Origin of the sequence: Niabella yanshanensis (assembly GCF_034424215.1) — a bacterium.
Classification (GTDB): domain Bacteria; phylum Bacteroidota; class Bacteroidia; order Chitinophagales; family Chitinophagaceae; genus Niabella; species Niabella yanshanensis.
This window is the reverse complement of sequence record NZ_CP139960.1, coordinates 4,208,654-4,221,592: the sequence shown is the minus strand read 5'-3', so window position 1 is coordinate 4,221,592 and position 12,939 is coordinate 4,208,654. Positions and strand designations below refer to the sequence as shown.

The window sequence follows — 12,939 nt, the reverse complement described above, 5'->3', positions numbered from 1 at the left end:
TGAGGCATCCGGCGATAAAAAAAAGCATAAAAATGGATCAAAAATTAGATATTTTATTAAAAATCAAGCTTTTAATAATTTTTTAAAAAAAATGGCACATTGAACAATAATATTGTCCTTTTGACGTTTTTAATAGGATTCAGAAAATTGACAATTAATTCCGGTTCGCAGAACAGGATGAAAACAATAAAAAGGATTTAAGTTTATGCTAAGAGTTTGTGTGTTGGGGTTGATTAGCTTGTTTTTTGTAAACAATTCATTTGCCCAACTAGACCCTACTAAACCAGCTGCTGTAAGATCTGCCCAGTCTATAGAAGATGAGATCAACGGGATCAGGCCTAAATCGAACAGTACCAAAGAAAGTTTATTAGAAGCTGCCCAGAAGTTTTTTATGCCTTCTGGTTTGCAGTCCAAATATGGTGCCATTCTGAAAATGTTACCGGGAATGCTTCCCAGTGTAAAATTGCTGGAAGCTATTGACGAGTGGTACGGAACCAGGTATCGGTTTGGCGGCACCACTAAAAGTGGTATTGATTGCAGTGCTTTTGTGAGGGAGGTTTATAAAAATGCATTTGACATCGATCTTCCCCGAACCGCCCGTGATCAGTTTAAAGCAGCAGGACAGTTTATTTCCATGGCTTATTTGCAAGCCGGTGATTTACTTTTCTTTAACACAAGAGGCGGTGTATCACATGTAGGTGTATATTTAGGCAATAATAAATTTGCGCACGCGTCTTCAAGTAACGGCGTTACAGTGAGCGGATTAGATGAAAAATACTATGCAGCGCGGTATCTGGGCGCTAAAAGAATGTAAATTCAATACAGTTCAAACGACAGAAAATTTTGATATGAAAAAAAGTTCCGTTTTGCGGAACTTTTTTATTTTACCGTTGCTAACAACTGTCCTGAGAAGATAGATAGTTTTTCGTAATATTCAGAAAGCTGATCAGGTTCTTATTCTTTTCTGTTATTTTCTCTACTTCGCTTAAAGCTGTTAATGAAAGCTTTAGCAATTCATTCTTCTTATCCAATTCGGCTTTTAGCAGCCTGACAATCTCTACCAGGTCAACCTGTTTCGGCTCATTACTGTTGTCGGATTCAAAACCGAAGAATTCGTTGGGCGTAATATCAAACACCCGGCAGATATCCGGTATGGCCGCCGCGTCTATTTTCGACTGCCCCGACTCCAGTAAACTGTAAGCGTTTTGGCTTTTGTGTAGTAACTCGGCCATTTGCGTTTGAGTAATTCCCTTACTCTTTCTTAGTTGTTTTAAAGTATGATGAATCATAGGTAACACATATTCAAACAAAATTATATAAAAAACTGATAAACATATAAGAAATTTGGGTTGCTGAACTACCTACCTCTTTCTACTTTTACCCCGGCTGTCGTTGCTAACCGATAAAATTTGAGAAACACTGTCATGCGCAACAAAAAAGCGGTAGTTTGGCAGATTATTATTTACTCAGGTGCTGCAAGTTACGCAAAAGAAAATTGTTTATTAAACTGTATTTTTCGTGTAACCTATCGAGAAAGACCAAAGGCTATTAATTAAAGTAAAGCAGCTGTCAAATGGCTGCTTTATTTTTTGCCTCAAAGTCTAACATGAACCGGTCGCAGGAAATTTCAGAGCCAACAGAGGCTCATTCTTCGCTTGCTAACGATTAAACTTGAACCATGGTGTATAAGCATTTCCGATTTGCTATTGCAATTGTAGCGCTGCAACTGCTTATAACCTTTTCTCTGGCCTGTCTATCGCATCATCTATTAGATGGTGTTATGTCCCGCAATACTATAGAATGGAAGTCATTGATGGAAGAATTTTGCCTGGTGGTGGTGGTCGCGCCCCTTCTTGAAACGCTTATATTTCAGCTTTCAGTTTATGATGCTTTTCAGTTTTTAATTAAAAAGCTAAACTTAAAACGCAATACTAAAGATGGGTTGTTTATTATTTCAGCCAGCCTGGTATTCTCTGCATTTCACAATTACAACTGGTTGTACCACGTCAGCGCATTTCTGGGCGGGATTTGTCTTAATTATGCTTACGTGTATTTTACAAAGGCTAATTTCTATCCTTACTGGTCTGTGACGTTTATCCATTGCCTGTACAACTTTTTAGTATTCGTTATCAGACATACACTGCTTTAAAAACAGCCATACTATCGATTCCTTTGGGCCATTCCAAAAGCATTCTGCTTTGTAATGCTTTTCGTTGCGGATACCTGATATCAGTTATGGTCACCGTGTACGCTGAACTTTTAACTGTTGGCGAACTCGCATCTCCGGCATCAGGAAATAAATTGTCTTTTAGTCATTTTTTATCCTGTGCCTGGTAGCCCCTCATTGAAACCTATTTATAATACCATTTCCTGCCTGCTTTTCGTTCTGACAAATTGATCAAACCTCCTGGAATGACTCTCATACATCAGAAATATACCAATTATAAAATATATAAAAAACAGATAACTATATATTAAAAATGGTTTGGTTTTCAACAGGTGGTAATAGTAACTTCATATTGAAAGCTGGCCGATATACAGGAGCTAACGCCTGTATCGAACACCATTATTATCAAACAAAAAGACTGGTGGACGCACCATGAGGGAGCAATACTGTATGCCCTGTGTTGGCAAAACACGTAAGACGAGTATTTGAAAACACTTTAAAAACTAATTTATGACACAAACAATTGAACTCGAAAAAATGGGGCTGGTCAGCCTCGCTCCGGACGAACAGCTTGTAGCAGATGGGGGGAAAGTCCCATCTTGGGCAAGAAAATTAACTATAGGTGGTCTTGTAGCCTTTGTAGTTGACAATTGGAAAGACATTAAGGATGGAGCAGTAAGTGCCTGGGAAGATTACAATAAAAACAATCCTCGCTAATACTAAACTTTAACACCATGAAAAATTTAATAGAACTAACGGAATTAAACCAAACAGAGTTGATGGACACCTATGGAGGCAAAACACCATCTAAAGACACTTCTTTTGCCAACGATATAAGCTATTATGGAGTTTATACAGCAATGGCAATTTGGGGTGGCTTTTGTGCTTTCGTTGAGGGTGCTTCACAAGGCTCAAAATACTTTTACAAATAATTTTTTACAATGCATGCCAAGTATGGCATGCATTTTTTTAATTTTCAACAAATGACTTTAGGTAAATATCTCAAGTTCGTTTTTCTGGTAATTAGTATAAATCTTTTACTTTCAGTTGCGATTTCATACTTATCCTACTACTATCTCAAAGGCATTTTATCAAATAACGCTATAATTTGGGATTCTACAATTGAAGAAGCAATCGTTACTATATTACTTGTCCCTATTTTCGAGACACTGATTTTCCAATACTATTCTTACAAAATCTTTCTGTATATAACGAAGGACGTCACCTTGACTGACAGTAATAAGGACTGGTTATTTATCATATGTAGCAGCTTGGTATTTTCTTTTATGCATAGCTACAATTGGTTATACCGTGTAAATGCTTTTTTGGGAGGAATCACCCTCAATTATAGTTATCTCTATTTCAAAAAAGCCAAATTCTATCCGTATTTATCTGTTGTTTTGATCCATTTACTTTATAACCTATGCGTTTTTCTTCTCAAGAAATATCTTGCCTAGAACAGCATAAAATGTAATTATTTTCTTTAATAACATAACCCACTCCGCTATGAAATTAAATGAACGAACCATCTATATAATTATTATAATAGTGCTTACAGTATGGCTCATCCTTGACTGGGAAGATGCCAAACAAGGTTTCCTGGATGGCTACAATTCCCAATGATAACCATTTTTTACACCTATGAATTTCCCAAAAACTTCCATAATCTATCTTGTCACCCTGGTTATGGTAATGGCGGCATTGGTTGCATTGCCCTTCATCTCCACCACTATTTCTACCCGGGCTACCGGTATTACCCGTCCTGTAACCGAACGTAGCGATATAAAACCGGTTGTTTCAGGCATCGTAGAAAAACTCTTTTACAAAGAGGGTGAGCTGGTGCAAGCGGGTGAGATAATCGCCATTATTAAAGATGAAGTATCTCCGGTGCAGGCTGTAAGTAATAACTACGACATCAACCAACGCACGCTGTTTATACATGACCTTAAAATACTTACCACGTCTCATGGCAATGTTTCCTTTAATAGTTTAAGTAGCGCCCTATACAAGCAACAACTCAACCGGTTTAAATACCAACTGGCTGATCAACAGGCTTCACTTAGAAAAGTGCAGCGGGAGCTGGACATTAATAATACCCTTTTAAAAGACAAAGTAATTGCTCCTAAAGAAGCCTTTGACAAGCAGGTTGAAAATGAAAAACTACTGGCGGCTTACGAGGCATTTACGCGCAACCAGCTAGCCCAATGGCAGCAGGAGCTGGCAACCTACGAAGCTGAGCTATCACAACTTCAGGCTGCCGGAAGCAAAATACTGGCTGATCAAAAAAACTTCCAGATAAAAGCACCGGTAAGCGGCGTAATTCAAGGCATCAATAGCTTATATGAAGGAAGCATGGTACAGGCAGGACAAACCATTGCTACCCTATCGCCCGAAAGCAGCCTGATTGCAGAATGTTATGTAAATACGCGGGATGTAGGTTTACTCAAAACAGGACAGGCTGCAAGATTCCAGGTCGACGCTTTTGACTATAACTATTTTGGTGTGCTTACCGGGACAATTTTAAGTATCGACAATGACTTTTCAGTAGTGAATGAACAGCTGGTATTTAAAGTACGCTGCAGTTTTGATACTACACAGCTGCATTTAAAAAATGGCTTCCCCGAGAAGCTGAAAAAAGGATTATCGCTGCAGGCCCGGTTTGTTGTAGCAGAACGAACACTCTGGCAATTGCTGTTTGATAAGATAGACGACTGGCTGAACCCGGCAGCGCCTGGAATAGCCAACGCAGGGTAGCTACCGATTGCAAGGGTCTCTAATTCAACGGATCTGCCTGCGGCAACCTGCTTGAAACCCAATACTGTTAAAGACCTATGAGAAAGGAAATCAAAATCAAACAAAGAGACGTCACTGATTGTGGCGCCGCCTGCCTGGCCTCAATCGCAGCCCATTATAAGCTCCGTCTGCCAGTTAGCCGTATCCGCCAGTTTGCAGGTACCGATAAACGCGGCACGAATGTACTGGGCCTGATAGAAGCTGCAGAAAAGCTGGGCTTCCAGGCCAAAGGAGCTAAAGGCCCTTTTGAAAGTCTTTTTAAAATTCCGCTGCCTGCCATCGCTCACCTGCAGCTTAAGAATCAGCTGTACCACTATGTAGTGATTTATAAAACAACCCAAAACTATATCCTGGTAATGGATCCGGCTGATGGCAAACTTTACAGGCATACACATGAAGCATTTAAAGAAATATGGACCGGCGTAATTGTATTGATCGTGCCCGGCGAAAGCTTTACCACGGGCAATGAAAAAGTATCCAACATTAAAAGATTCTGGCAGCTGATCCAGCCACATAGCGCTATTATGTTACAAGCTGTTATTGGTGCTGCAATTTATACCATCCTGGGACTTTCCACCTCCATCTATATGCAAAAGATCATCGACTTTGTTCTGGTTGAAGGCAATCTGAGGCTATTGAACCTATTGAGCGTAGCGATGATCGCAATACTTGTCTTCCAACTACTCATAGGATTTTATAAGTCGTTATTCGCTTTGCAAACCGGGCAGCAGATCGATGCAAAGCTCATATTAGGATACTACAAACATCTCTTAAAACTCCCTCAGCGCTTTTTCGATACCATGCGTGTAGGTGAAATCATCAGCCGGGTCAACGATGCCGTTAAAATCAGAATGTTTGTAAACGACGTTTCTCTTTCTTTGGTCGTAAATGTTCTTATTATCGGCTTCTCCATCAGCCTTATGTTTATGTACTATTGGAAGCTGGCGGCCATAATGCTGCTGATCATTCCGATATACGCATTGCTCTATTTTATCAGTAATAAGATCAATAAAAAATGGCAACGCACTTTGATGGAAGACAGCGCTGAGCTGGAAACACAGCTGGTCGAAAGTCTTACTGCCGCAGGAACGATCAAACGATTGGGCCTCGAGTCGTACGCCAATGAAAAAACGGAGAACCGGTTCTATAAATTACTTCAAACTATTTACAGAACATCTGTATACAGTTTATATACTGGCAATGCCATTGAATTCTTTACCCGCTTATTTACGATCGTCCTGTTATGGGCCGGTAGCTATTTTGTAGTAAAGGGCGAACTCTCGCCGGGTGAACTGCTCTCATTTTATGCATTGATCGGTTATTTAACCGGTCCGGCTGCTTCCCTTATCGGCGCCAATAAAAACATTCAGGATGCGTTAATTGCTGCCGACCGCCTGTTCGAAATCATAGACCTGGAAACCGAAACCAACAATGATAATAAGGTAAATATCACGCCCGAATTGACGGGGAATATTCTTTTTGACAACGTCTCTTTCCGGTACGGCACCAGAACCCAGGTATTCACCAACCTGAGCTTAGCTATTGAAAAGGGAAAAAGCACTGCAATTGTTGGTCAGAGCGGAAGCGGTAAATCTACCCTGATGTCGCTTTTGCAAAATCTCTATCCTGTAAAAGAAGGTCGCATCACCATCGGCGATTTTGAACTGGATCATATTTCCAATAAAAGTCTTCGTCAGCTGATTGGGGTAGTTCCGCAACATATCGATCTTTTTGCCGGAACCATTATTGAAAATATTGCTATTGGAGACTACGAACCCGACATGCAAAAAATTCTTTTCCTTTCCAAATTGACGGGTGTTAACGATTTTATTGAAAAGTTACCGGCTAATTATCATACCACTTTGAACGAACAGGGAGTAAACCTCTCAGGAGGTCAGCGTCAACGCCTGGCTATTGTAAGAGCCTTGTATAGAAATCCGGAAATACTGATACTGGACGAAGCTACGAGCAGTTTAGACCCCGCGAGCGAAACACAAACGCAGCGGGCATTACAATGGTTCCAACAACAAGGCAAAACCCTCATCATAATAGCCCATCGTTTATCCACTATCCGGAGCTGCGACAAAATACTGGTGATACAAAGCGGAACGCTTGTCGAATCAGGGGCTCACGAAGAATTAATGCTTGCCAACGGCGTTTATGCCTCCCTATGGAAGTTCCATACCGGAAGCACCGATTTGTAACAGAAAAACTATGGTATAGGTAATATCTGTATTCTATCTTATTTTTACTAATATTTAGCTTATTTTATGAAGAGACAATCTTTCGTCTTACTGCTTATTGCGATCTATGGGTCAGCTATTGGCCAGGAAAAATGGTCCTTAAAACGCTGTGTGGATTATGCTGTCATAAACAATATCTCCGTAAAACAAGCAGACGTACAGGCCCGTTTTGACAAGTTAACACATCACCAAAGCATAATGGCTTTATATCCCAGAATTAACAGCCAGCATAGCGGAGGGCTTCAGTTTGGCCGCTCCATCGATCCTACATCGAACCAGTTTACCACCAACGAGATCTTATTTGCCAACCATGGGCTGGATGTTGGGTTAGACCTTTTCAACTGGTTCGCTAAAAAGAATACTGTAAAAGCGAACAATTACCTGGCACAGGCAAGTGTTGCCCGGCTGGAAAAAGCAAAAAATGATGTATCGCTGAACGTTGCTAATGCTTACCTGGCAGCTTTATTAAATAAAGAGCAAATCAACATCAGCCAGGTACAGGTTGACCAAAGCCGTGAACAGTTCAATAATATAAAGAAACAGGTGGATGCCGGGGCCTTACCCGAATTAAACCAGGCTGAAGCACAAACCCAATACGCGACGGATAGTTCTAATATGATCACCGCCCGTACGAATTATATTTTGTCGCTGCTACAGCTAAAGGCATTGATCAACCTCGAAGCTGATATTCCGTTTGAGATAGAAGTACCTCCGGTAGAATCCATTCCGTTAGAAACGCTGGCCGAACTGGATCCCGCACTGGTGTATCAATCGGCGTTGGAGCATTTGCCCCAGCAAAAGATCAATAACCTGAATTTGCTTGCCAGCGAAAGAAATGTAGCAATAGCTAAAGCAGGCATGTATCCAACGATTTCTTTTTTTGGCGGTTTAAACTCCCGGTATTCTAATGCGCAAAAAATAATTCCTAGAGATTATGCCATAACTGCCGCACCTTCCGGACTTGTAAACATTAGTGGACAGGATTACATCGTTTATTCAGAAGCAAGGATTCCTCAGGGATTTGACAAAAACACTTATTTCAGACAACTTAGTAACAACTTCAGTCAAAATGCAGGTTTGGCTTTGAATATTCCTATTTTTAACGGAGGATCTGCACGTATTAACTGGCAAAAGGCAAAGCTCGATGTTGAGAACCAGCAATTGTTAAGAGAACAGGACAGCCGCACTTTAAAACAGGATATTTATCAGGCGCATACCAATGCGGTGGCAGCTATCCAGAAATACAATGCGACACAGGTTGCAGTAGAGTCGGCACAGAAGGCATACGATTTTGCCAGGAAAAGATTTGATGTAGGTTTGCTACAACCCATTGATCTTATTCTGAATCAGAATAATTTGTTCAGGGCTAAAATAAACCTGGTATCGGCGCAATATGATTATGTTTTCAAAATGAAACTATTAGAATTTTACAAAGGCTTAGGATTAAAACTTTAATTTAACAATAGGCCCAATCACTTCCTGATAACTATTGGAACTCCAAATCATCCATATCAATGAGTAAACGTTGGCAAAAAATACTGATCATTTCCGGGGCTGCCTTGGCGCTGGTATTTCTGATCGCTGTAAATATGAATAAAGGTAAAGGCGCCTTGCAGGTAACAGCTGAAAAAGCGGCTTCCCGGTCTATTACCGAAACAGTAACTGCCAGCGGGCAGATCTACCCGGAATATGAAGTTAAAATAAGCCCCGACATTAGTGGTGAGGTTACCGAACTCACCGTTGCGGAGGGTGATAGTGTTACCAGGGGACAGGTGCTGGCCAGAGTATATGCAGATGTATATGCCCTGCAAAGAGATGAAGCCGCTGCAAGAGTGGGCCAATCACAGGCTACCGTTGCCAACAGCCGGGCAGCATTGGGCGCATTAAAGGCAAGCATGGACCAGGCACAGCAACAATACGACCGCAACAAAACTTTATACAACGACCGCGTTATATCCAAAGCTGAATTCGAACAATTTGAGACCAGCCTTTCTTCTGCCAAAGCCAACTATGACGCGGCACTTCAAAATATACGCAGCCTGCAGGCAGGTGTACAATCATCGCAAACTGGTCTTACTTCGGCCAATATCACGCTGAGCCGTGCTACGATTGTTGCGCCTATGACGGGGGTTGTATCTTCTCTCAAAATAGAAAAGGGAGAAAGAGTAGTAGGTACAGCTCAAATGGCCGGAACAGAAATGATGACCATTGCAGATATGAACACGATTGAAGTAAGAGTGGACGTAGGTGAGAACGATATTGTAAAAGTGAATATAGGGGATAATGCAGATGTTGAAATAGATGCTTATAATGATCGCAAGTTTAGAGGCATCGTTACCAAAATCGCCAGTAGTGTGAAATCCGCCCTGGCTGCCGCTGCGAGTACCGAAGTAACTAATTACGAAGTGAGGATTCGCCTGGATAAATCTTCTTATCAGGATCTTATCGACCCGTCCGGGAAAAGCCGTTTCCCTTTCAGGCCTGGCATGAATGCCCGCGCTGATATCAAAACCAAGCAAAAGAGCAATGTGATTGCAGTGCCTATTGCTTCGGTAAACGCGCGTATTAAAGACAGCGATAAGAGCCTTGCCGAGGTTAAAAAGGAAAATGAAAAAGCCAATACCACAGATGCCCTGGAAACTGAAGACAATGATATGCAGGAAGTGGTGTTTATAGTGATGAAAGATGGTATCGTTAAAAAAAGAGTAGTAAAAACCGGCATACAGGATATCAACTACATAGAAGTGACCAAGGGTATACAGCCGGGTGATATGATTGTCACGGGTCCTTACAATATGGTAAGTCAGACCTTAAAAGACGGTGACAAAGTAAAAATTGTTACCAAAGATGAGCTCTTTAAAAAGAAATAGTATGACACCTTCTATCAACCGGCTAAGAACAGCCCTGCTTGCTTTTATATTGTTGGCTGGTACCAGCTGGTTACAGGCACAGGACAGCAGTAAGGCGGTGGCCATATTGAATCATCAGGCGCTGTTTGTTATGAACCTTCAAAAAGCTGCTGATTTTTATAAAAACATTATCGGACTTCCCCAGATAGAAGAACCTTTTAAATTAGGGAAACATGTGTGGCTAAAAACAGGCCCTCATACCTCCCTGCACCTGATACTAGGTTCGGAAGGAAAAAAAGAGTATTATAAAAATCACCACATCTGCTTCAGCGTCCCATCGCTGGAAATTTTTATTGGAAAGCTTAAAAAGAATAATCTAACCTGGGAGGATGCCGGCGGTAAAAAAGGAGCAGTAACAACCAGGCCGGATGGCATTCAACAGTTATGGCTGCAGGACCCGGATGGCTATTGGCTGGAGATCAATAATGATCAACAAGGGTTTACACCTTAATACATAGGTTTAAGGTAATATTCAAAAGTAAAATCAGCCCCCAACTCTTCAGCAGCTTCTTCAAATAAACTGATCTGCTTTTCGAAGGTTTCCAATTGTGCCATCGAAAGATTAACGAATTGAATAGACACCGGCAGCGCTACATCGCCGGTGAGACTATCCCATAGGGCATCCAGGTTTCTTCCAAAATGCTCAGGCAATCCTAATTCACGTACCAAGATCACATAAAAATCATCGATAGTTCCTATCCTTTCAAAATCAAATTTCACCTGTTTCATTTTTGCTGAAATGTTTTATAATGATCATGTGTAACATATATCAACCCATCGCTTGAGTAAAGCAGGCGGTCTGCATTACGACGGCCGCACTTATAGTTTAAGTCCGCTTCAAACCATTTTCTTTTTTCCGCAGATGGCAAACCACCCTCGCTGTTGGAGAACACATCACCCCCTATTGCCCTACCAGGCAATACATCACACAAATTGCCCGCAGCTGCTTCCCATCCTTTTTCCCGGGCTTCACTCTTCCTGATATAGTATTCCGGTAACTGTTGATGCTTTTTCACATAAGGAACCACCAGGTCCTCCCGGGTTAGCTGATCGATGCTTTGAACCGTACTGTCATTTACAACAGCATTGCCACCGGCAGGTGACTGGTCCCTAAAAAAAGGAATGCGCCCGCCACTACTAACACTAAAAAAATATAACCGATTTTTTTGCTGCTCATCATTATGCAAACTTAAGACAAAAGCTTCTCACTGAAAACGCAGAAATACACAGAAGTTATACGAAAGTGAGTGGTCATTTAGACCGGTAATTTCCCTTATAATGCCGGTTTGATAGCCGTTTAGGTCAATGTAATGGGTCTATTAAGGATATCCAATCGGTACTATTGTACAATATACCTTCCTTCTGCGCTATTCTGTGGAGTCCGTAAGAAAACTACATAACGCTTTGCTGTCCGGTGAGAAACGCAGCCGGAACCACTTCAATTCTTTTTGCTATCTTCCGGTAACTAAACAGTACGTATGATAAAAAATGTTTCTGTTATTGGAGCCGGCACTATGGGAAATGGCATTGCCCATGTATTTGCTCAACATCAATTTACTGTAACACTGATCGACATATCAGAACAGCAATTACAAAAGGCCATCAGCACTATTGCGAAAAACCTCGATCGACAGATTACCAAAGAGCTCATCAGCGAAGAACAAAAAGCGGTTATCCTTCAACACATACAAACAGAAACCAATATCGGGAAAGGAGTGGCTACCGCCCAACTGGTTGTGGAAGCAGCCACAGAAAACGAATCTATCAAACTACAGCTATTCAAACAGGCTGATGAAGCAGCGCCGCCCGATTGCATACTGGCCAGTAATACCTCTTCCATTTCTATTACCAAAATTGCATCGGTTACCAGCAGACCACAACAGGTAATAGGAATGCATTTCATGAACCCCGTTCCGGTTATGAAACTCGTGGAAGTGATCAATGGGTATGCTACCAGCAATTTTGTAACGGGCACTATTGTGGAGCTAAGCAAACAACTAGGGAAAACGCCTGCGTTAGCTAATGACTATCCCGGTTTTGTAGCCAACCGGATTTTAATGCCGATGATCAATGAAGCCATCTACACGCTACATGAAAGTGTGGCAGGTGTAGAAGCTATCGACACTATTATGAAGCTGGGTATGGCTCACCCCATGGGTCCCCTTCAACTCGCAGATTTTATTGGGCTGGATGTATGCCTTTCAATTTTGCAGATATTGCATAAGGGTTTCGGAAATCCTAAATATGCCCCTTGCCCGCTCCTGGTGAATATGGTGGCTTCTCAAAAACTGGGCATCAAAACGGGAGAAGGTTTTTATACCTATTTAGCCGGCAGCAAAGATTTAGTGGTGAGCGACAAATTCAGGAAGTGAGGAAATAGACAGTAGCTGCCCGTCTTTTTTTTGCCATCCGTAATTTTGATTTCCATTGGTGACTACTAAATATTCTGCGGGCATGGATATATTATAACGAAGCACCTGGTGCACCGTATTTTCGGAAATAGGAACTTTTTCTCTCTTGCACTCAACCAACATCCATGGTTTGTGGTTATAATCGTAAACTAATATGTCGAAACGCTTTTTCAGATCGCCAAGATATATTTCTTTTTCCAGCGCAATCAAAGATTTAGGATAGCGCATTACCTGCAAAAGGTATTGAACAAAATTCTGCCTTACCCATTCTTCGTCCTGGAGCAATAACCATTTCCGGCGAATCGTATCGAAAATAAAAGGCTGGTCGTTTCTAAGCTCAATTTTAAAATCGGGCGTCGGATACTCTATTAAAATCATCAGTCCAAAAATAAAAGTTTAATTTAGCTAAAGCAATA

15 protein-coding genes are annotated in these 12,939 nt (G+C 41.4%); 11 read left to right on the top strand and 4 right to left on the bottom strand.

The window, feature by feature from the left end:
* The first annotated feature begins 205 nt into the window (after positions 1 to 205).
* Complete coding sequence (locus U0035_RS17585) at positions 206 to 814, top strand: C40 family peptidase (protein ID WP_114791728.1); 609 nt, start codon at positions 206 to 208, stop codon at positions 812 to 814.
* 79 nt (positions 815 to 893) lie between these two features.
* Here U0035_RS17585 and U0035_RS17580 read toward each other — a convergent pair whose 3' ends face one another.
* Positions 894 to 1,289 carry a helix-turn-helix domain-containing protein gene (locus U0035_RS17580; RefSeq protein ID WP_114791729.1) on the bottom strand — a complete coding sequence of 132 codons (396 nt, stop codon included), beginning with the start codon at positions 1,287 to 1,289 and terminating at the stop codon, positions 894 to 896.
* Between the two features lie 389 nt (positions 1,290 to 1,678).
* On the opposite strand from U0035_RS17580, the gene U0035_RS17575 reads away from it, so the two are divergent.
* From U0035_RS17575 to U0035_RS17540, 9 genes are all read left to right on the top strand, one after another.
* Positions 1,679 to 2,149 (top strand): CPBP family glutamic-type intramembrane protease, encoded by a 471-nt coding sequence (locus U0035_RS17575; protein WP_114791730.1) that lies wholly within the window; start codon positions 1,679 to 1,681, stop codon positions 2,147 to 2,149.
* 528 nt (positions 2,150 to 2,677) lie between these two features.
* Positions 2,678 to 2,884: a hypothetical protein gene (locus tag U0035_RS17570; protein WP_114791731.1), complete on the top strand. Its 207-nt coding sequence runs from the start codon at positions 2,678 to 2,680 to the stop codon at positions 2,882 to 2,884.
* Between the two features lie 17 nt (positions 2,885 to 2,901).
* Positions 2,902 to 3,099 carry a hypothetical protein gene (locus U0035_RS17565; RefSeq protein ID WP_114791732.1) on the top strand — a complete coding sequence of 66 codons (198 nt, stop codon included), beginning with the start codon at positions 2,902 to 2,904 and terminating at the stop codon, positions 3,097 to 3,099.
* Positions 3,100 to 3,108: 9 nt separating this feature from the next.
* Entirely contained in the window at positions 3,109 to 3,624 is a 516-nt protein-coding gene (locus U0035_RS23015; RefSeq protein ID WP_114791733.1) for a CPBP family glutamic-type intramembrane protease, read from the top strand.
* Positions 3,625 to 3,808: 184 nt separating this feature from the next.
* Positions 3,809 to 4,921: an HlyD family secretion protein gene (locus U0035_RS17560; protein WP_114791734.1), complete on the top strand. Its 1,113-nt coding sequence runs from the start codon at positions 3,809 to 3,811 to the stop codon at positions 4,919 to 4,921.
* Between the two features lie 77 nt (positions 4,922 to 4,998).
* The gene (locus tag U0035_RS17555) at positions 4,999 to 7,164 is read left to right on the top strand and encodes a peptidase domain-containing ABC transporter (protein WP_114791735.1); all 2,166 of its coding nucleotides are present in this window, start codon (positions 4,999 to 5,001) and stop codon (positions 7,162 to 7,164) included.
* Between the two features lie 66 nt (positions 7,165 to 7,230).
* Positions 7,231 to 8,658 carry a TolC family protein gene (locus U0035_RS17550; RefSeq protein WP_114791736.1) on the top strand — a complete coding sequence of 476 codons (1,428 nt, stop codon included), beginning with the start codon at positions 7,231 to 7,233 and terminating at the stop codon, positions 8,656 to 8,658.
* 59 nt (positions 8,659 to 8,717) lie between these two features.
* On the top strand, positions 8,718 to 10,073 hold the full coding sequence (locus U0035_RS17545; RefSeq protein WP_114791737.1) for an efflux RND transporter periplasmic adaptor subunit: 1,356 nt from the start codon (positions 8,718 to 8,720) through the stop codon (positions 10,071 to 10,073).
* A 1-nt stretch (position 10,074) separates the two neighbouring features.
* Positions 10,075 to 10,563, top strand: a complete 489-nt coding sequence (locus U0035_RS17540; RefSeq protein WP_114791738.1) for a VOC family protein — start codon at positions 10,075 to 10,077, stop codon at positions 10,561 to 10,563.
* On the opposite strand, the gene U0035_RS17535 is transcribed toward U0035_RS17540, so the two are convergent.
* Both U0035_RS17535 and U0035_RS17530 read right to left on the bottom strand, forming a co-directional pair.
* Complete coding sequence (locus U0035_RS17535; protein ID WP_114791739.1) at positions 10,560 to 10,841, bottom strand: barstar family protein; 282 nt, start codon at positions 10,839 to 10,841, stop codon at positions 10,560 to 10,562. The genes U0035_RS17540 and U0035_RS17535 overlap by 4 nt on opposite strands.
* Entirely contained in the window at positions 10,838 to 11,299 is a 462-nt protein-coding gene (locus tag U0035_RS17530; protein WP_211316474.1) for a ribonuclease domain-containing protein, read from the bottom strand. The genes U0035_RS17535 and U0035_RS17530 overlap by 4 nt, the downstream gene beginning before the upstream one ends.
* 291 nt (positions 11,300 to 11,590) lie before the next feature.
* Between U0035_RS17530 and U0035_RS17525 the strand changes: the two genes are divergently transcribed.
* Positions 11,591 to 12,484, top strand: a complete 894-nt coding sequence (locus tag U0035_RS17525; protein WP_114791740.1) for a 3-hydroxyacyl-CoA dehydrogenase family protein — start codon at positions 11,591 to 11,593, stop codon at positions 12,482 to 12,484.
* On the opposite strand, the gene U0035_RS17520 is transcribed toward U0035_RS17525, so the two are convergent.
* Positions 12,455 to 12,901: a type I restriction enzyme HsdR N-terminal domain-containing protein gene (locus tag U0035_RS17520; protein ID WP_114791741.1), complete on the bottom strand. Its 447-nt coding sequence runs from the start codon at positions 12,899 to 12,901 to the stop codon at positions 12,455 to 12,457. The genes U0035_RS17525 and U0035_RS17520 overlap by 30 nt on opposite strands.
* Positions 12,902 to 12,939: the final 38 nt, after the last annotated feature.

Bases quoted from the DNA above. Each gene is read 5' to 3' on its own strand.
- U0035_RS17585 (WP_114791728.1), top strand. From the start codon at position 206: ATGCTAAGAGTTTGTGTGTTGGGGTTGATTAGCTTGTTTTTTGTAAAC.
- U0035_RS17580 (WP_114791729.1), bottom strand. From the start codon at position 1,289: ATGATTCATCATACTTTAAAACAACTAAGAAAGAGTAAGGGAATTACT.
- U0035_RS17575 (WP_114791730.1), top strand. From the start codon at position 1,679: ATGGTGTATAAGCATTTCCGATTTGCTATTGCAATTGTAGCGCTGCAA.
- U0035_RS17570 (WP_114791731.1), top strand. From the start codon at position 2,678: ATGACACAAACAATTGAACTCGAAAAAATGGGGCTGGTCAGCCTCGCT.
- U0035_RS17565 (WP_114791732.1), top strand. From the start codon at position 2,902: ATGAAAAATTTAATAGAACTAACGGAATTAAACCAAACAGAGTTGATG.
- U0035_RS23015 (WP_114791733.1), top strand. From the start codon at position 3,109: ATGCATGCCAAGTATGGCATGCATTTTTTTAATTTTCAACAAATGACT.
- U0035_RS17560 (WP_114791734.1), top strand. From the start codon at position 3,809: ATGAATTTCCCAAAAACTTCCATAATCTATCTTGTCACCCTGGTTATG.
- U0035_RS17555 (WP_114791735.1), top strand. From the start codon at position 4,999: ATGAGAAAGGAAATCAAAATCAAACAAAGAGACGTCACTGATTGTGGC.
- U0035_RS17550 (WP_114791736.1), top strand. From the start codon at position 7,231: ATGAAGAGACAATCTTTCGTCTTACTGCTTATTGCGATCTATGGGTCA.
- U0035_RS17545 (WP_114791737.1), top strand. From the start codon at position 8,718: ATGAGTAAACGTTGGCAAAAAATACTGATCATTTCCGGGGCTGCCTTG.
- U0035_RS17540 (WP_114791738.1), top strand. From the start codon at position 10,075: ATGACACCTTCTATCAACCGGCTAAGAACAGCCCTGCTTGCTTTTATA.
- U0035_RS17535 (WP_114791739.1), bottom strand. From the start codon at position 10,841: ATGAAACAGGTGAAATTTGATTTTGAAAGGATAGGAACTATCGATGAT.
- U0035_RS17525 (WP_114791740.1), top strand. From the start codon at position 11,591: ATGATAAAAAATGTTTCTGTTATTGGAGCCGGCACTATGGGAAATGGC.
- U0035_RS17520 (WP_114791741.1), bottom strand. From the start codon at position 12,901: ATGATTTTAATAGAGTATCCGACGCCCGATTTTAAAATTGAGCTTAGA.